This is a genomic window from Providencia sp. R33, from assembly GCF_019343475.1.
Taxonomy (GTDB): Bacteria; Pseudomonadota; Gammaproteobacteria; order Enterobacterales; family Enterobacteriaceae; genus Providencia.
This window is the reverse complement of the sequence record NZ_CP072453.1, coordinates 3,474,956-3,493,271: the sequence shown is the minus strand read 5'-3', so window position 1 is coordinate 3,493,271 and position 18,316 is coordinate 3,474,956. Positions and strand designations below refer to the sequence as shown.

Genomic DNA, 18,316 nt, shown 5'->3' with positions numbered 1-18,316 from the left:
AGGATAAGCCATGCCACGTTCTCTCAAGAAAGGTCCTTTCATTGACCTGCACTTGCTGAAGAAGGTAGAGAAAGCGGTGGAAAGCGGAGACAAGAAGCCTCTCAAGACTTGGTCCCGTCGTTCAACGATCTTTCCTAATATGATCGGATTGACCATCGCTGTCCATAATGGTCGTCAGCATGTTCCAGTTTTCGTAACCGACGAAATGGTTGGTCACAAACTGGGTGAATTCGCACCGACTCGCACTTATCGCGGCCATGCGGCAGATAAGAAAGCTAAGAAACGTTAAGGATAGGAGGAAGAGATGGAAACTTTAGCTATACATCGCCACGCTCGTTCTTCTGCCCAGAAGGTTCGCTTAGTCGCCGACCTGATTCGCGGTAAGAAAGTGTCGCAAGCTCTGGAAATTCTGACCTACACCAACAAGAAAGCTGCTGGTTTAGTGAAGAAAGTACTTGAATCTGCAATTGCTAACGCAGAGCAAAACGATGGCGCTGACATTGATGACCTGAAAGTTGCGAAAATTTTCGTAGACGATGGTCCAACTATGAAACGCATCATGCCGCGTGCGAAAGGCCGTGCAGATCGTATTCTTAAGCGCACCAGCCACATTACTGTGGTTGTGTCCGATCGCTGAGACTCTGGAGACTAGCAATGGGTCAGAAAGTACATCCTAATGGTATTCGCCTGGGTATTGTCAAACCTTGGAACTCTACTTGGTATGCGAATACTAATGAATTCGCTGACAACCTAGACAGCGATTTTAAAGTACGTCAGTACTTGAATAAAGAACTGGCAAAAGCGTCAATCTCTCGCATCGTTATCGAGCGTCCTGCGAAAAGCATCCGTGTGACTATTCACACTGCTCGCCCAGGTATCGTTATCGGTAAGAAAGGTGAAGACGTTGAAAAACTGCGTAAAACAGTAGCGGATATCGCTGGTGTTCCTGCGCAAATCAATATCGCCGAAGTTCGTAAACCAGAACTAGACGCAAAATTAGTTGCTGACAGCATCTCTTCACAGCTGGAACGTCGTGTTATGTTCCGTCGTGCTATGAAGCGTGCAGTACAGAACGCAATGCGTCTGGGCGCTAAAGGTATCAAAGTTGAAGTCAGTGGCCGTTTAGGCGGTGCTGAAATCGCTCGTACCGAGTGGTATCGTGAAGGCCGTGTGCCACTGCACACATTACGTGCTGATATCGATTACAACACTTCAGAAGCGCACACCACATATGGTGTTCTCGGCGTTAAGGTATGGATCTTCAAAGGTGAGATTCTGGGTGGTATGGCTGCTGTTGAACAAGCTGAGAAACCAGCTGCTCAACCTAAAAAGCAGCAGCGTAAAGGCCGCAAGTAAGGAGAGTCGCTGATGTTACAACCAAAGCGTACAAAATTCCGTAAGGTGCACAAGGGCCGCAACCGTGGTCTAGCGCAAGGTACGGATGTTAGCTTCGGCACTTTCGGTCTTAAAGCTGTTGGCCGTGGTCGTCTGACTGCACGTCAGATCGAAGCGGCACGTCGTGCTATGACCCGTGCTATTAAGCGTCAAGGTAAAATCTGGATCCGTGTGTTCCCAGACAAACCAATCACTGAGAAACCACTCGAAGTTCGTATGGGTAAAGGTAAAGGTAACGTAGAATATTGGGTTGCCTTAATTCAGCCTGGAAAAGTCCTGTACGAAATGGACGGTGTGCCTGAAGAGCTGGCTCGTGAGGCATTCTCTCTGGCAGCAGCGAAACTGCCTATCAAAACCACCTTTGTAACTAAGACGGTGATGTAATGAAAGCACAAGAGCTGCGCGTAAAAAGCGTTGAAGAGCTGAATGCTGAACTGCTGAATCTGCTGCGTGAACAATTTAATTTACGTATGCAAGCTGCAAGCGGTCAGCTGCAACAGTCTCATCTGTTGAAACAAGTGCGTCGCGATATCGCACGTGTGAAGACTTTACTGACTGAGAAGGCAGGTGCGTAATGAGCGATAAAATCCGTACTCTGCAAGGTCGTGTAGTTAGCGATAAAATGGAGAAATCTATTGTTGTTGCTATCGAGCGTATGGTGAAACACCCTCTGTATGGTAAATTCATCCGTCGTACGACTAAATTGCACGTACATGACGAGAACAATGAATGTGGAATTGGTGACGTGGTAGAAATCCGCGAAACTCGTCCACTGTCTAAGACTAAGTCTTGGGCCTTAGTTCGCGTTGTAGAAAAAGCTGTTCTGTAATAGAATAGATTTTTCGTGATGAATAAACGGCTCTTTTTGACTGAGCCGTTTATTTTTTTCTGTCCATCGCGTTGATGTGGTGTTATAATGCCGCGCCCTCGTAGTATGGGTATATTTGAACGGCCTCTTCATAATGAGGTGGCTCAGTAGTAGTTGACATTTAGCGGAGCACTAAAATGATCCAAGAACAGACTATGCTGAACGTGGCCGACAACTCCGGTGCACGTCGCGTAATGTGTATCAAGGTTCTAGGTGGCTCGCACCGTCGCTATGCACATGTAGGCGACATCATTAAAATTACTGTTAAAGAAGCAATTCCACGCGGTAAAGTTAAAAAGGGTGATGTCCTGAAAGCGGTAGTGGTGCGCACCAAGAAGGGTGTACGTCGCCCTGACGGTTCTGTCATTCGCTTCGATGGTAATGCTTGTGTGTTATTAAACAATAACAGCGAGCAAGTAATCGGTACGCGTATTTTTGGGCCGGTAACTCGTGAACTTCGTAATGAGAAGTTTATGAAAATTATCTCTCTGGCACCTGAAGTACTCTAAGGAGCGAACTATGGCAGCGAAAATCCGTCGTGATGACGAAGTTATCGTGCTAACTGGTAAAGACAAAGGTAAGCGCGGTAAAGTAAAACAGGTTCTTTCTTCTGGTAAAGTTATCGTTGAAGGTATCAATCTGGTTAAAAAACATCAGAAGCCAGTTCCGGCTCTGAATCAACCAGGTGGCATCGTTGAAAAAGAAACGGCTATTCAAGTTTCTAACGTTGCAATCTTTAACGCGGCAACTGGTAAGGCAGACCGTGTAGGCTTTAGATTCGAAGACGGCAAAAAAGTCCGTTTCTTCAAATCTAACAGTGAAACTATCAAGTAATTTTTGGAGTATACGATGGCGAAACTGCATGATTACTATAAAGACGAAGTTGTTAATAAACTCATGACTGAGTTTAGTTACTCTTCTGTCATGCAAGTCCCTCGGGTCGAGAAGATCACCCTGAATATGGGTGTTGGTGAAGCGATTGCTGATAAAAAACTGCTGGATAACGCAGCAGCTGATTTAACAGCTATCTCTGGTCAAAAACCATTGATCACCAAAGCACGCAAATCTGTTGCAGGCTTCAAAATCCGTCAGGGCTATCCAATCGGCTGTAAAGTAACCCTGCGTGGCGAACGCATGTGGGAGTTCCTTGAGCGTCTGATTTCTATTGCTGTACCACGTATTCGTGACTTCCGTGGCTTGTCCGCTAAGTCTTTCGATGGTCGCGGTAACTACAGCATGGGTGTTCGTGAACAAATCATCTTCCCTGAAATCGATTACGATAAAGTGGATCGCGTACGTGGTTTAGATATTACTATCACCACTACTGCGAAATCAGATGACGAAGGTCGCGCACTGTTAGCAGCGTTCAACTTCCCGTTCCGCAAGTAAGGCAGGGTACTCATGGCTAAGAAATCTATGAAAGCGCGTGATGTTAAACGTGCTAAATTAGCTGAGAAGTTCTTCGCAAAACGCGTTGAATTAAAAGCTATCATCTCTGATGTTAAAGCATCCGATGAAGATCGCTGGGACGCTGTTCTCAAGCTGCAAACACTGCCACGTGATTCAAGTCCTTCTCGTCAGCGTAACCGCTGCCGTCAAACAGGGCGTCCGCACGGTTTCCTGCGGAAGTTTGGTCTGAGCCGTATTAAAGTCCGTGAAGCCGCTATGCGTGGTGAAATCCCGGGCCTTAAAAAGGCAAGTTGGTAATTCCATTTGAATCACGGGAGTAAAGACAGATGAGCATGCAAGATCCCATCGCGGATATGCTGACCCGTATCCGTAACGGTCAGGCCGCGAACAAAGTTGCGGTCACCATGCCTTCCTCCAAGCTGAAAGTGGCGATTGCCAAAGTGCTGAAGGAAGAAGGTTATATCGAAGATTTTAAAATTGAAGGCGACATCAAGCCAGAACTGGAACTGACTTTACGTTATTTCCAAGGTAAGGCTGTCGTAGAAAGCATTCAGCGTGTAAGCCGCCCAAGTCTGCGCATCTATAAGAAAAAAGATGAGCTGCCACAAGTTATGGCTGGCTTAGGTATCGCTGTTGTTTCTACCTCTAAAGGTGTCATGACTGATCGTGCAGCTCGCCAAGCTGGTCTTGGTGGCGAGATTCTCTGCTACGTAGCTTAATTCGGGAGGAAAGAATGTCTCGTGTTGCAAAAGCACCCGTCGTCATTCCTGCCGGCGTAGAGGTAAAACTCAACGGTCAGGTTATTTCGATTAAGGGTAAAAACGGCGAGCTTACTCGTACTATCCATAATGCAGTTGAAGTTAAACATGAAGATGGCCATTTATCTTTCGGACCACGTGATGGTTTTGAAGATGCATGGGCACAAGCGGGTACTACTCGTTCACTGTGCAATGCAATGGTTATTGGTGTTACCGATGGCTTCACTAAAAAGCTTCAACTGGTTGGTGTTGGTTACCGTGCAGCAATCAAAGGCAACGCTGTTAGCTTGTCTTTAGGTTTCTCGCATCCGGTTGAACACGCACTACCAGCAGGCATTACTGCTGAATGTCCAACACAAACTGAAATCGTACTGAAAGGTGCGGATAAGCAAGTGATTGGTCAAGTTGCAGCAGAACTGCGTGCTTACCGTCGTCCTGAACCTTACAAAGGTAAAGGTGTTCGTTACGCCGATGAAATCGTGCGTACCAAAGAGGCTAAGAAGAAGTAAGGTAACACTATGGATAAGAAAGCAGCTCGTATCCGTCGTGCGACCCGCGCACGCCGTAAGATCCAAGAGTTGGGTGCGACTCGCCTGGTGGTACATCGTACTCCACGCCATATTTATGCGCAGGTTATCGCACCAAACGGTTCTGAAACATTGGTTGCAGCTTCTACTACAGAAAAAGCTATCAATGAACAAGTTAAGTTTACTGGAAACAAAGACGCAGCAGCAGCAGTTGGTAAATTAGTTGCTGAACGCGCACTGGAAAAAGGCATCACTGTTGTTGCTTTTGACCGTTCTGGTTTCCAATATCATGGTAGAGTCCAGGCACTGGCAGATGCTGCCCGTGAAGCTGGCCTTCAGTTCTAAGGTAGAGGTGTAAGATGTCTCACATCGAAAAACAAGCTGGCGAACTGCAGGAAAAGCTGATCGCGGTAAACCGCGTAGCAAAAACCGTTAAAGGTGGCCGTATTTTCAGCTTTACCGCACTAACAGTAGTTGGTGATGGTAACGGTCGCGTTGGTTTTGGCTACGGCAAAGCGCGCGAAGTTCCGGCAGCAATCCAGAAAGCGATGGAAAAAGCCCGTCGCAGTATGAAAACCGTTGCTCTTAACAACGGCACATTATTCCACCCAGTGAAAGGTACACACACCGGTTCTCGCGTGTTTATGCAACCTGCTCACGAAGGTACCGGTATCATTGCCGGTGGTGCAATGCGTGCAGTGTTAGAAGTAGCTGGAGTTCGCAACGTACTGGCTAAAACCTACGGTTCCACAAACCCAATCAACGTGGTTCGTGCAACACTGGATGCTTTAGACAGCATGAAGTCTCCAGAAATGGTCGCAGCTAAGCGTGGAAAATCCGTCGAAGAAATTCTGGGGTAATCGGCCATGGCTAAGACTATTAAAATTACACAAGTTCGCAGTTCAATCGGTCGTCTGCCTAAGCATAAGGCAACACTGGTCGGTTTAGGTCTGCGTCGCATTGGTCATACTGTAGAGCGTGAGGATACTCCTGCTGTTCGTGGTATGGTCAACTTGGTTTCCTACATGGTTAAAGTTGAGGAGTAAGAGATGCGTTTAAATACTCTGTCTCCGGCTGAAGGTGCCAAGCACGCGCCTAAACGCGTAGGTCGTGGTATCGGTTCTGGTCTGGGTAAAACCGGCGGCCGTGGTCACAAAGGTCAGAAATCTCGTTCTGGCGGTGGCGTACGTCGTGGTTTCGAAGGCGGCCAGATGCCTTTATACCGTCGTTTGCCGAAATTCGGCTTCACTTCACGTAAAGCAATGATCACTGCAGAGATTCGTCTGTCTGATTTTGCTGCTGTTGAAGGCGATGTTATTGATCTGAACGCACTGAAAGCCGCGAACGTTGTTGGCATCCAGATTGAATTTGCGAAAGTTATTCTGTCTGGCGAAGTGAACCGTGCAGTTACTGTACGTGGCCTTCGTGTTACTAAAGGTGCTCGCGCTGCAATCGAAGCTGCCGGCGGTAAAATTGAGGAATAAGTGACAGATGGCTAAACAACCAGGATTAGATTTTCAAAGTGCCAAAGGTGGAGCTGGCGAACTTAAACGCAGACTTTTGTTTGTAATTGGTGCGCTAATTGTTTTCCGAATTGGTTCTTTTATTCCAATCCCTGGTATTGATGCCACTGTGCTTGCCAAATTGCTCGAACAGCAACAAGGCACCATCATTGAAATGTTTAACATGTTCTCTGGTGGTGCTCTTAGCCGTGCTTCTATCTTTGCTTTGGGTATCATGCCGTATATTTCGGCATCGATCATAATCCAATTATTATCAGTGGTTAATCCACGGTTAGCAGAGATCAAGAAGGAAGGAGAAGCAGGTCGTCGGAAGATAAGCCAATATACTCGCTGGGGTACTCTGGTATTAGCAATATTCCAATCTATTGGTATTGCAATGGGTCTACCGAATATGCCAGGGATGCAAGGATTAGTGATTGATCCAGGCCTCCCGTTCTACTTTACGGCAGTTGTTAGCTTAGTCACAGGAACTATGTTCCTGATGTGGTTAGGTGAACAGATAACTGAAAGAGGTATCGGTAACGGTATTTCAATCATTATCTTCGCTGGTATTGTTGCGGGATTACCGCCGGCCATTGGCCATACCATCGAGCAAGCTCGGCAAGGCGATCTGCACTTCCTCCTGTTGCTGTTGGTTGCGGTATTAGTATTCGCGGTAACTTTCTTTGTTGTATTTATGGAACGTGGTCAGCGTCGTATCGTCGTTAATTACGCCAAACGTCAGCAAGGGCGCCGTGTTTATGCAGCACAAAGTACACATTTACCGTTAAAAGTGAATATGGCGGGTGTAATTCCTGCAATTTTTGCTTCCAGTATCATACTATTCCCGGGTACAATAGCATCTTGGTTTGGTGATGGAACTGGCTGGGACTGGCTGACTACAATTTCTATGTATTTACAGCCTGGTCAACCGTTATATGTGTTGCTTTATGCTTCTGCGATCATCTTCTTCTGTTTCTTCTATACGGCGTTGGTTTTCAACCCAAGAGAAACAGCAGATAACCTGAAGAAGTCCGGTGCATTTGTACCAGGAATTCGTCCGGGAGAGCAAACGGCCAAGTACATTGATAAGGTAATGACTCGTCTGACATTAGTTGGCGCGTTATACATCACCTTTATCTGCCTAATCCCGGAGTTCATGCGTGACGCAATGAAAGTACCTTTCTACTTTGGTGGTACTTCCCTCTTAATCGTGGTTGTCGTTATCATGGACTTTATGGCTCAAGTGCAAACTCTGATGATGTCAAGTCAGTATGAGTCTGCATTGAAGAAAGCAAACCTTAAAGGTAAATAATCACTTAGTGTGATTATGGTTTGCTAGAAGTTACGGAGAGTAAAAATGAAAGTTCGTGCTTCCGTCAAGAAATTATGCCGTAACTGTAAAGTTATCCGTCGCCATGGTAGCGTTCGTGTAATTTGCAGTGTTGAACCAAGACATAAACAACGTCAAGGTTAAGAAAAAGCATTTTTTTCTTGCAAAGTTGGGTTGAGCTGGCTAAATTAGCCAGCCAATCTTTTTTATCTAAGATACATTATTGTTTGAGTATCCTGAAAACGGGCTTTTCAGCACAGTAATGTATATTTTAACTTAGGAGTGCATAGTGGCCCGTATAGCAGGCATTAACATTCCTGATCATAAACATACCGTAATCGCTTTAACATCGATTTTCGGAATCGGCAAAACACGTTCACAGGCTATCTGTGAAGCAACTGGTATTGCTGAAAATGTTAAGATCAGTGAGCTGTCTGAAGAACAAATCGACAAGCTGCGTGACGAAGTTGCCAAGTATGTGGTAGAAGGTGACCTACGTCGTGAAATTACCCTGAGCATCAAGCGTCTGATGGACCTTGGATGTTACCGTGGTTTACGTCATCGTCGTGGTCTTCCTGTGCGCGGACAGCGTACTAAGACTAACGCTCGTACCCGCAAGGGTCCGCGTAAGCCGATCAAGAAATAAGTCGGGGTATTGAATAATGGCAAAGGCACCAGTTCGTGCACGTAAGCGTGTAAGAAAACAAGTCTCAGACGGTGTGGCTCATATCCATGCTTCTTTCAACAACACAATCGTTACAATTACTGACCGTCAGGGTAACGCATTAGGTTGGGCAACTGCCGGTGGTTCCGGTTTCCGTGGTTCTCGCAAATCAACTCCGTTCGCAGCTCAGGTTGCAGCAGAGCGTTGCGCAGAAGCTGTGAAAGAATACGGAATCAAAAACCTGGAAGTTATGGTTAAGGGACCGGGTCCGGGTCGCGAATCAACAATTCGTGCTCTGAACGCCGCTGGTTTCCGCATCACTAATATTACTGATGTGACTCCTATCCCTCATAACGGTTGTCGCCCACCGAAAAAACGTCGCGTTTAATACGTTTCGTTTTTTTTAGGACTGTTGGAGAAAGAAAATGGCTAGATATTTGGGTCCTAAGCTCAAGCTGAGCCGTCGCGAAGGAACAGACCTCTTTCTGAAGTCTGGTGTTCGCGCGATTGACACCAAGTGTAAATTAGAACAGGCACCAGGCCAGCACGGAGCGCGTAAACCGCGTCTGTCTGACTACGGTGTTCAGTTACGTGAAAAACAAAAAGTTCGTCGTATCTACGGTGTTCTGGAACGTCAATTCCGTAACTATTACAAAGAAGCAACACGCCTGAAAGGCAACACAGGTGAAAACCTGCTGACTCTGCTGGAAGGTCGTCTTGATAACGTCGTTTACCGTATGGGCTTTGGCGCAACTCGCGCGGAAGCACGTCAAATGGTTAGCCACAAAGCTATCATGGTAAATGGTCGTGTTGTTAATATCGCTTCTTATCAGGTTTCCCCGAATGACGTTATCAGCGTTCGTGAGAAAGCTAAAAAACAGTCTCGTATTAAGGCTGCTTTAGAGCTGGCTGAACAGCGTGAGAAGCCAACTTGGCTGGAAGTTGATGCTGCTAAAATGGAAGGTGTGTTCAAACGTATTCCTGAACGTACTGACTTGTCTGCGGACATTAACGAACACCTGATCGTCGAGCTTTACTCCAAGTAAAGCTTAGCACCAAAGAGAGGACACAATGCAGGGTTCTGTGACAGAGTTTCTAAAACCGCGCCTGGTAGATATCGAGCAAGTGAGTTCGACGCACGCTAAGGTGACCCTTGAGCCTTTAGAGCGTGGCTTTGGCCATACTCTTGGTAACGCACTGCGCCGTATTCTGCTTTCGTCTATGCCGGGTTGTGCGGTGACAGAGGTTGAGATTGATGGTGTACTGCATGAGTACAGCACCAAAGAAGGTGTACAGGAAGATATCCTGGAGATTCTCCTCAACCTGAAAGGGCTGGCGGTAAAAGTTCAGGGGAAAGATGAAGTTATTTTAACCTTGAATAAATCTGGCATTGGCCCTGTGACTGCAGCCGACATCATCCATGATGGTGATGTCGAAATCGTCAAGCCACAGCACATCATCTGCCACCTGACTGACGAAAACGCATCTATTAATATGCGTATTAAAGTTCAGCGTGGTCGTGGTTATGTGCCGGCTTCTGCCCGAGTTCATTCGGAAGAAGATGAGCGCCCAATCGGTCGTTTGTTAGTCGATGCTTGCTACAGCCCTGTAGAGCGTATTGCCTACAATGTTGAAGCAGCTCGTGTTGAGCAACGTACTGACTTGGATAAGTTAGTAATCGAAATGGAAACTAATGGTACAATCGATCCTGAAGAGGCGATTCGCCGTGCAGCGACCATTCTGGCTGAACAACTTGAAGCTTTTGTTGATTTACGTGATGTACGTCAACCAGAAGTTAAAGAAGAAAAACCAGAATTCGATCCTATCTTACTGCGCCCAGTTGACGATCTGGAATTGACTGTCCGCTCTGCTAACTGCCTCAAAGCAGAAGCTATCCACTACATCGGTGATCTGGTACAGCGTACAGAAGTTGAGTTGCTTAAAACGCCTAACCTTGGTAAGAAATCTCTTACTGAAATTAAGGACGTCTTGGCATCTCGTGGTCTTTCTCTGGGCATGCGCTTAGAAAATTGGCCACCAGCAAGTATTGCTGATGATTAAGATCACAGGTTAAGGTTTTACTGAGAAGGATAAGGTCATGCGCCATCGTAAGAGTGGTCGTCAATTGAACCGCAACAGCAGCCACCGCCAAGCTATGTTCCGTAACATGGCTGGTTCTTTAGTTCGTCATGAGATTATCAAGACGACTCTGCCTAAAGCGAAAGAACTGCGTCGCGTCGTTGAGCCGCTGATTACTCTTGCCAAGACCGACAGCGTAGCTAATCGTCGTCTGGCATTCGCACGTACTCGTGATAACGAGATCGTTGCAAAATTATTTAATGAACTGGGACCTCGTTTCGCAGCTCGTGCAGGTGGTTACACTCGTATTCTTAAGTGTGGCTTCCGTACAGGCGACAACGCTCCGATGGCTTACATCGAGCTTGTTGACCGTGCTGTTGAGTCTCAAGAAGCAGCTGCAGAGTAATCTACAGTCGCTTTCAAGAAAACCGGGTATATTTGCCCGGTTTTTTTGTACCTGCTATTCTTACCTTTCGAGTTACCTGTTCTCCTCTTGAATTTCCTACAATCAATCCATATCTATAGGTAAAGTATTATGAGCATGTATAAGATAGGTGAAATTGCTAAGTTAGCGGATGTGACGCCAGATACGATTCGTTTTTATGAAAAGCAGGGGTTGATGGGGCACAAAGTACGTACTGAAGGTGGTTATCGGTTATTTACAGAACAAGACCTTCAGAGGTTACGTTTTATCCGTTATGCAAAGCAATTGGGTTTTACTTTAGAAGCGATTGCTGAATTGTTGTCTATTCGAGTTGACCCGGAACACCATACTTGTCAGGAATCTAAACATATTGTTGATATCAGATTACTGGAAGTTGAAAAAAAGATTCAAGAGCTTATTATTATGCGCGATTCACTGAAGATGCTGAGTTCTGCATGTTGTGGTGATGAGCATGCGACAACATACTGCTCTATTATGGAAATTTTAGAGCGAGGGGCATCTAAGGTTTATTAAGGCTATTAACTGAAACTAATGAAGGTATATTATGAGTAAATATCAGCACAAACGTGGTGAGATAAAAGATAATGCAATTGAGGCATTACTTCACGACCCATTATTTCGTCAACGAGTAGAAAAAAATAAAAAAGGAAAAGGAAGTTATACAAGAAAAGGGAAAAATAATAAGGCAAGTAACTGGGAGGCCAGCGGTAATAGGTTTATTTACTTATTACCACTGGCTTTTTAGTTATTTTTTGTTTTGTTCTTTTAATAAATCACGAATTTCTGATAATAAAACTTCTTCAGTAGATGGCGGCGTTGGTTCAGCAGGTGCAGCTTCTTTTTCACGACGAACTTTATTCATGACTTTAATTGCCATAAAGATTGCAAAAGCGACAATAACAAAGTCAAATACAGTTTGTATAAACATTCCGTAATTAAGTACAACAGCTGGTAAATCACCTTGTGCTTCTTTTAGAACAACACTGAATGATTTAAAGTCAACCCCACCAATGATTAGACCTAGTGGTGGCATGATGACATCGGCAACCAATGAAGAAACAATCTTACCAAATGCCGCACCGATAATAATACCAACAGCCATATCTACTACATTGCCTTTCATGGCAAATTCGCGAAAATCTTTTAAAAAACTCATCGACGGCCCCTTAATAAGTAACTCAATTGAAACAAAATGTGTGTTAGGTTAACAAATTATAGCCGCTAGATTTATTAAGCTGCAAATATTTACTCTCTTTTTTTATTATTTTATAAAAAGAATGGGCTTGGCTGGAATAATTTTTCCACGTCAGGAACATGTTTTTTATCTGTAATAAACATAATGACATGGTCACCTTGTTCAATAATATTGTAATCGCTAGCAATAATAACTTCGTCTTCTCTAACTATTGCACCAATAATTGTACCTGGAGGAAGCTTAATTTCAGATATTTTTTTACCAACCACTTTTGATGTATTCTCATCACCGTGGGCAATGGCTTCAATAGCTTCAGCAACTCCTCTTCTTAAAGAAGATACACTGACAATATCAGCTTTTCTTACATGGCTTAATAAAGCAGAAATCGTGGCTTGTTGAGGAGAGACAGCAATATCAATGACCCCGCCTTGAACAAGTTCAACATAAGCTGAGCGTTGAATAAGCACCATTGCTTTTTTAGCCCCCATTTTTTTCGCTAACATTGCAGACATAATATTAGCTTCATCGTCATTTGTGAGGGCGATAAAGACATCCATTTGCTCAATATGTTCTTCAGTGAGCAACTCTTGATCAGAAGCATCACCATAAAACACAATAGTATCGTGTAATAATTGGGCTAATTCGGTTGCACGTTGTTGATTTCTTTCAATAAGTTTAACGCTATAATCTTTTTCTAAACGACGAGCAAGACCTGCACCAACATTACCTCCGCCCACAATCATTAAACGTTTATAGGGTTTCTCTAACCGTTGTAGTTCACTCATTACTGCACGGATATGCTGCGTTGAAGCGACAAAGAACACTTCATCACCCGCCTCAATAACGGTTGAGCCTTGAGGGCGAATAGGGCGATCTTGTCGAAATATCGCAACAACTCGCGTATCGATATGTGGCATGTGTTCACGTAAGCTAGATAAAGCATTCCCTACCAGTGAACCACCATAGTAAGCTTTTACAGCAACAATACTGATTTTACCTTCCGCAAAATTAACAACCTGAAGAGCACCAGGATATTGAATCAGTTTATAGATATAGTCGATAACCAGTTGCTCAGGTGATATCAGGTAGTCAATAGGGATTTGCTCTGGAAGAAAAAGTTTATCTGCCTCACGGATATATTCGGTGGCTCTGATCCGTGCAATTTTATTCGGCGTATTAAATAGGCTATATGCAATTTGGCAAGCAATCATATTTGTTTCGTCAGAGTTAGTGACTGCGACTAACATATCGGCATCTTCAGCCCCCGCATCACGAAGTACGCGAGGATGTGAGCCATGACCATTGACGACGCGTAGATCGAATTGATCTTGTAGTTGACGTAGTCGATCGCCATCTGTATCAACAACGGTAATATCATTGTTCTCATCAACTAAATTTTCAGCAAGTGTGCCACCGACTTGCCCAGCGCCTAGAATAATGATTTTCATTGCATATTCCTATATTAGGTAACTAACGACTTATTATTGTGCTTGTTTTATTAAACGTGCATAAAAGAAGCCATCACCGCCTTCGGCACTTGGCAATATTTGTAGCCCTGCCTCTGTTCCATCATTTAGATGTGCATTGGTATGTTTAGCAAGGAACTTTTGTATTTGCTGGTAGTTCTCTTCAGGCATGATAGAACAGGTTGCATACAATAAGGTACCACCTGTTTTTAGATAGGGCCAAACGGCCTCTAATATTTTCGCCTGTAATTCTGCCAGTTCATTGATATCGGAGTCACGACGTAGCCATTTTATGTCAGGATGGCGGCGGATAACCCCTGTAGCAGAACATGGCGCATCAAGTAAAATTCGATCAAACTGTTGCCCATCAGCCCATTTTTCGGGTTGTGTTCCATCCCCTTGAACTACGGTAGCATGCTGCTTAAGGCGAATTAAATTCTCTTTCACTCGTTTCAGGCGAGTTTCATCAATATCAACCGCAAGTACATTCGCTTTTGGAGCGAGCTCTAAAATATGCGTTGTTTTACCACCAGGAGCTGCGCATAAATCTAAAATATTTTCACCATTTTGTGGTTCAAGTAACTCCGCACAACCTTGAGCTGAGACATCTTGTACTGTGGACCAACCCGCATCGAAGCCTGGTAATTTTGTTACTGCGGTGGGTTCCTCTAAGCGGATAGCACTAGGATGAGTTGGGTGCAAATATGCAGATATTTCCGCTTGCTCTAACAAGGCAAGATATTGTTCAGCAGTATGATGTTGGGAATTAGCTCTTAACCACATAGGTGGTCGTTGGTTATTCGCTTCGACAATAACTTGCCATTCATTAGGATAAGCAGCTTGTAAGCGTTTGAGTAACCAGCTTGGGTGCAGGTACTGGCTGTTGTTATTTGCGATCCGCTCTTCCAACTGAACCTGTTGGCGTTGAAAAGAACGCAAAACACCATTGATTAAGCCTTTTAGCTGTGGACGCTTGAGCGCGACAGCACCATTTACGGTTTCAGCTAATGCGGCATGAGCTGGGATACGAGTATAAAGCAGCTGATAGATACCCACCATAATCAGATAGTGCAAGGTTCTTTGTTTGCCTGTGAGTGGTTTTTCCATTAGTTGACTAATAAACCATTCAAGCTTTGGTAAGTAGCGCAGAACACCAAAGCAAATCTCTTGTAATAATGCTTTATCTTTGTCATTGATATTACGTTGTAAATCAGGCAAAACAGTACTTAATGATTGCCCATTATCGATAACTTGATAAATTGCAGTCGCAGCGAGACTGCGCAAATTGTATGTGTTTTTCATAAATGAAGATGGGTCTTTTAGTTACTGAAATAAAACTGCCTGATATTTCAGGCAGTTTACAGATTCGTTAATCGAGAATTTGCTCTGGGGTAAACCATTCACGGCGAGAGTTTAGTATATCCTGCGCACTCATGGCTTTTTTGCCAGGCGGTTGTAACTGGGTAATATTTAGTATGCCATTCCCCGTGGCAATGCATATTCCATTTTTATCTGCGCTAATGATTGTTCCGGGTTGTTTGCCTTGCGAGTCATCAATCACTTCAGCTTGCCAAACCTTAATCAGTTGTTCCTGAACCATAAAGTAGCTCATCGGCCACGGATTAAATGCACGAATACAACGTTCAATATGAGCCGCATCTTGTTGCCAATCAATACGAGCTTCTTCTTTAGAGAGTTTTTCTGCGTAATTGGCAAGAGTATCATCTTGTTTTTCAGGTGTGCATTGACCCGAGGACAACATATCAACAGTATGGATTAAAGCTTTAGGCCCAGTGACCGCCAGTTTTTCATACAGAGTTGCGCTGGTATCATCCGCCGTGATGGGACATACGGCTTTATACAGCATGTCTCCCGTATCTAACCCAGCATCCATCTGCATAATTGTCACCCCTGTTTCAGCGTCTCCCGCCCAAATCGAACGTTGAATTGGTGCGGCTCCGCGCCAACGAGGCAGCAAAGAACCATGTACATTCAGGCAGCCTAAGCGAGGAATATCTAAAACAGCTTGGGGTAAAATCAATCCATATGCGACAACTATCATCAGGTCGGCATTTCTATCTTTGAGCCACTGCTGATTTTCAGCGTCCCTTAGAGATACTGGTTGAAAAACAGGGATATCATGTTCCTGCGCCAAAACTTTTACAGGGCTTGGCGTCAGTTTTTTTCCTCTACCCGCAGGTTTATCATGGCGAGTAAGTACGCCAACGATTTGGTGTTGGGTTTCAAGGAGCGCAGCTAAATGTTTTGCCGCAAAATCGGGTGTCCCCGCAAAGATAATTTTTAATGGTTCTGACACGTTAATTTCCCTGTTTCTATTTACTAAACTAGCTATTTTTTGTTTCTTTCGCTCTTAATCTATCCAGCTTTTCAACTTTCTGACGGATACGCTGGCGCTTTAAAGGGGACAAGTAATCAACAAATAGCTTCCCAACAAGGTGATCCATTTCATGTTGGATGCAAATAGCCAATAAGCCATCGGCTTCAAGTTCAAAAGACTCACCGTTATAGCCTAATGCACGAATTTTGACTTGCTCTGCTCGTGGAACAAACCCTTGCTGCTCAGGGATAGAGAGGCATCCTTCTTCAATACCAGTTTCACCTGATTTATCTAATAATTCAGGATTGATAATCACTAAGCGTTGGTCACGTGTTTCAGACACATCGATAACAATGATCCGCTGGTGGATATCCACTTGCGTAGCAGCAAGCCCAATACCTTCTTCTTCATACATGGTATCGAACATATCATCTACAATGCGTTGAATTTGTGCATCAACTTTTTCGACTGGCTTAGCAATTGTGCGTAAGCGCTCGTCTGGATAATGTAATACGTTTAAGACTGACATAAATTTTTCGAGCGGTTTCCAAAAAGTGAATGGGAATTAATGCCTATTCTAGACATTTATCCGCCATATTGACAGTATTGGTTATGATTTGTTCACTGAAGAGCGTATCCAATAATTAGTCAGGATGACGAAATGAATCCCCAAGAAATATGGTTAAGAATGTCTCTGGTAAGTCGGTTATTGCCTATTCATGCGGTAAACATGATCAATGAGCTAAAACAACTCAATAAAATCAGTAACCGGGCTTTGCAACACTGCGGTTTAAACGAAATACAGAGATTACAATTTCTTAATGTGCCAAAGTACCGATTAGAGAAAGTACAGCAATGGTTGATGGATAAAGGTAATCAAATGATTACCTTCATTGATCCTTCCTATCCCTTTTTATTAAAGCAGATCCATCACCCACCGCTTTTACTTTTTGTGGTGGGAAAAAAAGAAATTCTTACAACACCACAAATCGCTTTAGTTGGAAGCCGGCAAGCGAGTGAGTATGGACGAAAGTGGGCGACTGAGTTTGTAAAGCACTTTGTGCAATACGGGGCTTCAATTACGAGTGGACTTGCTTTAGGAATTGATGGAATAAGTCATAAGGCAGCGCTCGATAATAACGGTGTGACTATTGCTGTTTTGGGGAGTGGTCTAGCAAACACTTATCCAAAGCAACATGCTGCACTTGCTGAGCAAATAAAAGAAAAGGGGGTATTAGTATCTGAATATTGGCCAGATACGCCACCATTACCCAAACAATTTCCAAGACGAAATAGAATTATTAGTGGGCTAAGTAAAGCGGTAGTTGTAATAGAAGCGGGAATGAAAAGTGGCTCTTTAATTACAGCACGTTATGCTATTGAGCAAAATCGTGATCTTTTTACACTTCCAGCGCCTCTTGGCAATCCTGCGTTTGGTGGTAACCTTTGGTTATTACAACAAGGTGCTTATTTATTGGTGGATGCTGTGGATATTTTACAGCACCTTGGGGATGGGCTAAATTGGGTTCAATCCGAGCTTCCCATCGGTTCGCATAGAGATAATGAAATATATCCCAAGCTTAGTTTGGTAGAAAATAAAATTTTTGATGTAGTGGGCTACCAAGTTACACCCGTGGATATTATCGCTGCTCAAGTGCAGATGCCGATTACTCAAGTTATTTCAATACTAACGGAAATGGAAATTGATGGTGTGATTCGTTCCTGTGCTGGCGGATATGTCAGATTAAGCTAATTAAGTGATTGATTAAAATTAAGAGAAAAAAATGTCGAAACAATTGCCTTTTGATACAGATAAAAACGAATATTGCCCAGAGTGCGATTCTCTGCTGGTGATCCGTAATAGTACTCATGGGCCTTTTCTTGGGTGTTCTAGTTACCCAGAATGTCACTACATGCGCCCATTAAGACCAAGTGTTGAAAGCCATATTGTCAAAGTTTTGGATGGACAGCATTGCCCTAAGTGTGGGCATGATCTGGTATTGAAGCAAGGCCGATTTGGTATGTTCATTGGTTGCAGCCATTACCCAGAATGTGAACATATTGAGCTGATAGATAAGCCAGATGAAACAAAAGTTCCTTGCCCACAATGTCAAAAAGGTAATTTACTCCAAAGAAAATCCCGTTTTGGGAAGACTTTTTATGCCTGCGATAACTACCCTAACTGTCAGTTTATTCTCAATAATAAGCCTATTGTTGGCCAATGTATGTTTTGTGAATATCCATTATTGATGGAAAAAAGGGGGGGACAGGGAGTAAGATTATTTTGTGCCAGCAAACGCTGTGCTAAGCAACAAGAAGAATAATGAGTTAAAACT

Annotated in this window: 31 protein-coding genes and 1 pseudogene; 27 read left to right on the top strand and 5 right to left on the bottom strand. The window is 44.0% G+C overall.

Annotation, left to right across the window (positions count from 1 at the left end; translation table 11 throughout):
• The first annotated feature begins 10 nt into the window (after nt 1-10).
• The 25 genes and pseudogenes from rpsS to J6836_RS16300 form a co-directional block, all read left to right on the top strand.
• Nucleotides 11-289 (top strand): 30S ribosomal protein S19, encoded by a 279-nt coding sequence (rpsS, locus tag J6836_RS16420; RefSeq protein WP_004265426.1) that lies wholly within the window; start codon nt 11-13, stop codon nt 287-289.
• 15 nt (nt 290-304) lie between these two features.
• Nucleotides 305-637: a 50S ribosomal protein L22 gene (gene rplV / locus J6836_RS16415; RefSeq protein ID WP_206086916.1), complete on the top strand. Its 333-nt coding sequence runs from the start codon at nt 305-307 to the stop codon at nt 635-637.
• A 17-nt stretch (nt 638-654) separates the two neighbouring features.
• Complete coding sequence (rpsC, locus tag J6836_RS16410) at nt 655-1,356, top strand: 30S ribosomal protein S3 (protein ID WP_004907131.1); 702 nt, start codon at nt 655-657, stop codon at nt 1,354-1,356.
• A 12-nt stretch (nt 1,357-1,368) separates the two neighbouring features.
• Entirely contained in the window at nt 1,369-1,779 is a 411-nt protein-coding gene (rplP, locus tag J6836_RS16405; RefSeq protein WP_004265436.1) for a 50S ribosomal protein L16, read from the top strand.
• The gene (gene rpmC / locus J6836_RS16400) at nt 1,779-1,970 is read left to right on the top strand and encodes a 50S ribosomal protein L29 (protein ID WP_206086917.1); all 192 of its coding nucleotides are present in this window, start codon (nt 1,779-1,781) and stop codon (nt 1,968-1,970) included. The genes rplP and rpmC overlap by 1 nt, the downstream gene beginning before the upstream one ends.
• Entirely contained in the window at nt 1,970-2,224 is a 255-nt protein-coding gene (gene rpsQ / locus J6836_RS16395) for a 30S ribosomal protein S17 (protein WP_042847566.1), read from the top strand. The genes rpmC and rpsQ overlap by 1 nt, the downstream gene beginning before the upstream one ends.
• A gap of 176 nt (nt 2,225-2,400) precedes the next feature.
• A complete protein-coding gene (gene rplN / locus J6836_RS16390) occupies nt 2,401-2,772 on the top strand; it encodes a 50S ribosomal protein L14 (RefSeq protein WP_004265449.1) in 372 nt (123 codons plus the stop codon).
• A gap of 10 nt (nt 2,773-2,782) precedes the next feature.
• A complete protein-coding gene (rplX, locus tag J6836_RS16385) occupies nt 2,783-3,097 on the top strand; it encodes a 50S ribosomal protein L24 (RefSeq protein WP_047756683.1) in 315 nt (104 codons plus the stop codon).
• 15 nt (nt 3,098-3,112) lie between these two features.
• Nucleotides 3,113-3,652, top strand: coding sequence for a 50S ribosomal protein L5 (gene rplE / locus J6836_RS16380; protein WP_206086918.1), 540 nt, complete (start codon nt 3,113-3,115; stop codon nt 3,650-3,652).
• A gap of 12 nt (nt 3,653-3,664) precedes the next feature.
• On the top strand, nt 3,665-3,970 hold the full coding sequence (gene rpsN, locus J6836_RS16375) for a 30S ribosomal protein S14 (RefSeq protein ID WP_004265458.1): 306 nt from the start codon (nt 3,665-3,667) through the stop codon (nt 3,968-3,970).
• A gap of 29 nt (nt 3,971-3,999) precedes the next feature.
• Nucleotides 4,000-4,392: a 30S ribosomal protein S8 gene (gene rpsH / locus J6836_RS16370; protein WP_004907134.1), complete on the top strand. Its 393-nt coding sequence runs from the start codon at nt 4,000-4,002 to the stop codon at nt 4,390-4,392.
• A 14-nt stretch (nt 4,393-4,406) separates the two neighbouring features.
• Entirely contained in the window at nt 4,407-4,940 is a 534-nt protein-coding gene (rplF, locus tag J6836_RS16365) for a 50S ribosomal protein L6 (protein ID WP_219244999.1), read from the top strand.
• A 9-nt stretch (nt 4,941-4,949) separates the two neighbouring features.
• Nucleotides 4,950-5,303, top strand: a complete 354-nt coding sequence (gene rplR, locus J6836_RS16360; RefSeq protein WP_006657021.1) for a 50S ribosomal protein L18 — start codon at nt 4,950-4,952, stop codon at nt 5,301-5,303.
• Between the two features lie 14 nt (nt 5,304-5,317).
• On the top strand, nt 5,318-5,818 hold the full coding sequence (rpsE, locus tag J6836_RS16355; protein WP_006657022.1) for a 30S ribosomal protein S5: 501 nt from the start codon (nt 5,318-5,320) through the stop codon (nt 5,816-5,818).
• A gap of 6 nt (nt 5,819-5,824) precedes the next feature.
• Nucleotides 5,825-6,004 carry a 50S ribosomal protein L30 gene (gene rpmD, locus J6836_RS16350; protein WP_004265475.1) on the top strand — a complete coding sequence of 60 codons (180 nt, stop codon included), beginning with the start codon at nt 5,825-5,827 and terminating at the stop codon, nt 6,002-6,004.
• Between the two features lie 3 nt (nt 6,005-6,007).
• Nucleotides 6,008-6,442: a 50S ribosomal protein L15 gene (rplO, locus tag J6836_RS16345; protein WP_206086920.1), complete on the top strand. Its 435-nt coding sequence runs from the start codon at nt 6,008-6,010 to the stop codon at nt 6,440-6,442.
• 7 nt (nt 6,443-6,449) lie between these two features.
• Nucleotides 6,450-7,775, top strand: a complete 1,326-nt coding sequence (secY, locus tag J6836_RS16340; protein ID WP_004265481.1) for a preprotein translocase subunit SecY — start codon at nt 6,450-6,452, stop codon at nt 7,773-7,775.
• A gap of 45 nt (nt 7,776-7,820) precedes the next feature.
• Complete coding sequence (gene rpmJ / locus J6836_RS16335; protein WP_206086922.1) at nt 7,821-7,937, top strand: 50S ribosomal protein L36; 117 nt, start codon at nt 7,821-7,823, stop codon at nt 7,935-7,937.
• A 145-nt stretch (nt 7,938-8,082) separates the two neighbouring features.
• Entirely contained in the window at nt 8,083-8,439 is a 357-nt protein-coding gene (gene rpsM / locus J6836_RS16330; RefSeq protein ID WP_004907144.1) for a 30S ribosomal protein S13, read from the top strand.
• A 16-nt stretch (nt 8,440-8,455) separates the two neighbouring features.
• Complete coding sequence (gene rpsK / locus J6836_RS16325) at nt 8,456-8,845, top strand: 30S ribosomal protein S11 (RefSeq protein ID WP_004388621.1); 390 nt, start codon at nt 8,456-8,458, stop codon at nt 8,843-8,845.
• 37 nt (nt 8,846-8,882) lie between these two features.
• Nucleotides 8,883-9,503, top strand: coding sequence for a 30S ribosomal protein S4 (gene rpsD / locus J6836_RS16320; protein ID WP_004265487.1), 621 nt, complete (start codon nt 8,883-8,885; stop codon nt 9,501-9,503).
• Nucleotides 9,504-9,528: 25 nt separating this feature from the next.
• Nucleotides 9,529-10,518, top strand: coding sequence for a DNA-directed RNA polymerase subunit alpha (locus tag J6836_RS16315; protein ID WP_206086923.1), 990 nt, complete (start codon nt 9,529-9,531; stop codon nt 10,516-10,518).
• 37 nt (nt 10,519-10,555) lie between these two features.
• Nucleotides 10,556-10,942, top strand: coding sequence for a 50S ribosomal protein L17 (rplQ, locus tag J6836_RS16310; protein WP_014657271.1), 387 nt, complete (start codon nt 10,556-10,558; stop codon nt 10,940-10,942).
• Between the two features lie 135 nt (nt 10,943-11,077).
• On the top strand, nt 11,078-11,494 hold the full coding sequence (zntR, locus tag J6836_RS16305; RefSeq protein ID WP_219249538.1) for a Zn(2+)-responsive transcriptional regulator: 417 nt from the start codon (nt 11,078-11,080) through the stop codon (nt 11,492-11,494).
• A gap of 31 nt (nt 11,495-11,525) precedes the next feature.
• Nucleotides 11,526-11,696 (top strand): annotated as a pseudogene (locus J6836_RS16300) (alternative ribosome-rescue factor A); the annotation flags it as partial.
• A gap of 30 nt (nt 11,697-11,726) precedes the next feature.
• Here J6836_RS16300 and mscL read toward each other — a convergent pair.
• From mscL to def, 5 genes are all read right to left on the bottom strand, one after another.
• Complete coding sequence (gene mscL, locus J6836_RS16295) at nt 11,727-12,137, bottom strand: large-conductance mechanosensitive channel protein MscL (protein ID WP_219244998.1); 411 nt, start codon at nt 12,135-12,137, stop codon at nt 11,727-11,729.
• Nucleotides 12,138-12,247: 110 nt separating this feature from the next.
• Nucleotides 12,248-13,624, bottom strand: coding sequence for a Trk system potassium transporter TrkA (gene trkA, locus J6836_RS16290; RefSeq protein WP_219244997.1), 1,377 nt, complete (start codon nt 13,622-13,624; stop codon nt 12,248-12,250).
• Between the two features lie 33 nt (nt 13,625-13,657).
• A complete protein-coding gene (rsmB, locus tag J6836_RS16285) occupies nt 13,658-14,944 on the bottom strand; it encodes a 16S rRNA (cytosine(967)-C(5))-methyltransferase RsmB (protein WP_219244996.1) in 1,287 nt (428 codons plus the stop codon).
• A gap of 67 nt (nt 14,945-15,011) precedes the next feature.
• Complete coding sequence (gene fmt / locus J6836_RS16280; RefSeq protein WP_219244995.1) at nt 15,012-15,959, bottom strand: methionyl-tRNA formyltransferase; 948 nt, start codon at nt 15,957-15,959, stop codon at nt 15,012-15,014.
• A 28-nt stretch (nt 15,960-15,987) separates the two neighbouring features.
• Nucleotides 15,988-16,509 (bottom strand): peptide deformylase, encoded by a 522-nt coding sequence (def, locus tag J6836_RS16275; RefSeq protein ID WP_219244994.1) that lies wholly within the window; start codon nt 16,507-16,509, stop codon nt 15,988-15,990.
• 132 nt (nt 16,510-16,641) lie between these two features.
• Between def and dprA the strand changes: the two genes are divergently transcribed.
• Nucleotides 16,642-17,733, top strand: a complete 1,092-nt coding sequence (gene dprA, locus J6836_RS16270; RefSeq protein ID WP_219244993.1) for a DNA-processing protein DprA — start codon at nt 16,642-16,644, stop codon at nt 17,731-17,733.
• Between the two features lie 31 nt (nt 17,734-17,764).
• Complete coding sequence (locus tag J6836_RS16265; protein ID WP_219244992.1) at nt 17,765-18,304, top strand: DNA topoisomerase family protein; 540 nt, start codon at nt 17,765-17,767, stop codon at nt 18,302-18,304.
• Nucleotides 18,305-18,316 lie beyond the last annotated feature (12 nt).

What these genes read in the sequence shown, in the direction of transcription:
- rplF (WP_219244999.1), top strand. Translation starts at nt 4,407, where the DNA reads ATGTCTCGTGTTGCAAAAGCACCCGTCGTCATTCCTGCCGGCGTAGAG.
- rpmC (WP_206086917.1), top strand. Translation starts at nt 1,779, where the DNA reads ATGAAAGCACAAGAGCTGCGCGTAAAAAGCGTTGAAGAGCTGAATGCT.
- rsmB (WP_219244996.1), bottom strand. Translation starts at nt 14,944, where the DNA reads ATGAAAAACACATACAATTTGCGCAGTCTCGCTGCGACTGCAATTTAT.
- rpsK (WP_004388621.1), top strand. Translation starts at nt 8,456, where the DNA reads ATGGCAAAGGCACCAGTTCGTGCACGTAAGCGTGTAAGAAAACAAGTC.
- rpsE (WP_006657022.1), top strand. Translation starts at nt 5,318, where the DNA reads ATGTCTCACATCGAAAAACAAGCTGGCGAACTGCAGGAAAAGCTGATC.
- secY (WP_004265481.1), top strand. Translation starts at nt 6,450, where the DNA reads ATGGCTAAACAACCAGGATTAGATTTTCAAAGTGCCAAAGGTGGAGCT.
- rpsD (WP_004265487.1), top strand. Translation starts at nt 8,883, where the DNA reads ATGGCTAGATATTTGGGTCCTAAGCTCAAGCTGAGCCGTCGCGAAGGA.
- J6836_RS16265 (WP_219244992.1), top strand. Translation starts at nt 17,765, where the DNA reads ATGTCGAAACAATTGCCTTTTGATACAGATAAAAACGAATATTGCCCA.
- rpsS (WP_004265426.1), top strand. Translation starts at nt 11, where the DNA reads ATGCCACGTTCTCTCAAGAAAGGTCCTTTCATTGACCTGCACTTGCTG.
- rplN (WP_004265449.1), top strand. Translation starts at nt 2,401, where the DNA reads ATGATCCAAGAACAGACTATGCTGAACGTGGCCGACAACTCCGGTGCA.
- rplV (WP_206086916.1), top strand. Translation starts at nt 305, where the DNA reads ATGGAAACTTTAGCTATACATCGCCACGCTCGTTCTTCTGCCCAGAAG.
- rplR (WP_006657021.1), top strand. Translation starts at nt 4,950, where the DNA reads ATGGATAAGAAAGCAGCTCGTATCCGTCGTGCGACCCGCGCACGCCGT.
- rplP (WP_004265436.1), top strand. Translation starts at nt 1,369, where the DNA reads ATGTTACAACCAAAGCGTACAAAATTCCGTAAGGTGCACAAGGGCCGC.
- rplX (WP_047756683.1), top strand. Translation starts at nt 2,783, where the DNA reads ATGGCAGCGAAAATCCGTCGTGATGACGAAGTTATCGTGCTAACTGGT.
- rpsC (WP_004907131.1), top strand. Translation starts at nt 655, where the DNA reads ATGGGTCAGAAAGTACATCCTAATGGTATTCGCCTGGGTATTGTCAAA.
- rpsH (WP_004907134.1), top strand. Translation starts at nt 4,000, where the DNA reads ATGAGCATGCAAGATCCCATCGCGGATATGCTGACCCGTATCCGTAAC.
- J6836_RS16315 (WP_206086923.1), top strand. Translation starts at nt 9,529, where the DNA reads ATGCAGGGTTCTGTGACAGAGTTTCTAAAACCGCGCCTGGTAGATATC.
- rplQ (WP_014657271.1), top strand. Translation starts at nt 10,556, where the DNA reads ATGCGCCATCGTAAGAGTGGTCGTCAATTGAACCGCAACAGCAGCCAC.
- def (WP_219244994.1), bottom strand. Translation starts at nt 16,509, where the DNA reads ATGTCAGTCTTAAACGTATTACATTATCCAGACGAGCGCTTACGCACA.
- rpmD (WP_004265475.1), top strand. Translation starts at nt 5,825, where the DNA reads ATGGCTAAGACTATTAAAATTACACAAGTTCGCAGTTCAATCGGTCGT.
- rplE (WP_206086918.1), top strand. Translation starts at nt 3,113, where the DNA reads ATGGCGAAACTGCATGATTACTATAAAGACGAAGTTGTTAATAAACTC.
- trkA (WP_219244997.1), bottom strand. Translation starts at nt 13,624, where the DNA reads ATGAAAATCATTATTCTAGGCGCTGGGCAAGTCGGTGGCACACTTGCT.
- rpsN (WP_004265458.1), top strand. Translation starts at nt 3,665, where the DNA reads ATGGCTAAGAAATCTATGAAAGCGCGTGATGTTAAACGTGCTAAATTA.
- rpmJ (WP_206086922.1), top strand. Translation starts at nt 7,821, where the DNA reads ATGAAAGTTCGTGCTTCCGTCAAGAAATTATGCCGTAACTGTAAAGTT.
- zntR (WP_219249538.1), top strand. Translation starts at nt 11,078, where the DNA reads ATGTATAAGATAGGTGAAATTGCTAAGTTAGCGGATGTGACGCCAGAT.
- mscL (WP_219244998.1), bottom strand. Translation starts at nt 12,137, where the DNA reads ATGAGTTTTTTAAAAGATTTTCGCGAATTTGCCATGAAAGGCAATGTA.
- dprA (WP_219244993.1), top strand. Translation starts at nt 16,642, where the DNA reads ATGAATCCCCAAGAAATATGGTTAAGAATGTCTCTGGTAAGTCGGTTA.
- rplO (WP_206086920.1), top strand. Translation starts at nt 6,008, where the DNA reads ATGCGTTTAAATACTCTGTCTCCGGCTGAAGGTGCCAAGCACGCGCCT.
- rpsQ (WP_042847566.1), top strand. Translation starts at nt 1,970, where the DNA reads ATGAGCGATAAAATCCGTACTCTGCAAGGTCGTGTAGTTAGCGATAAA.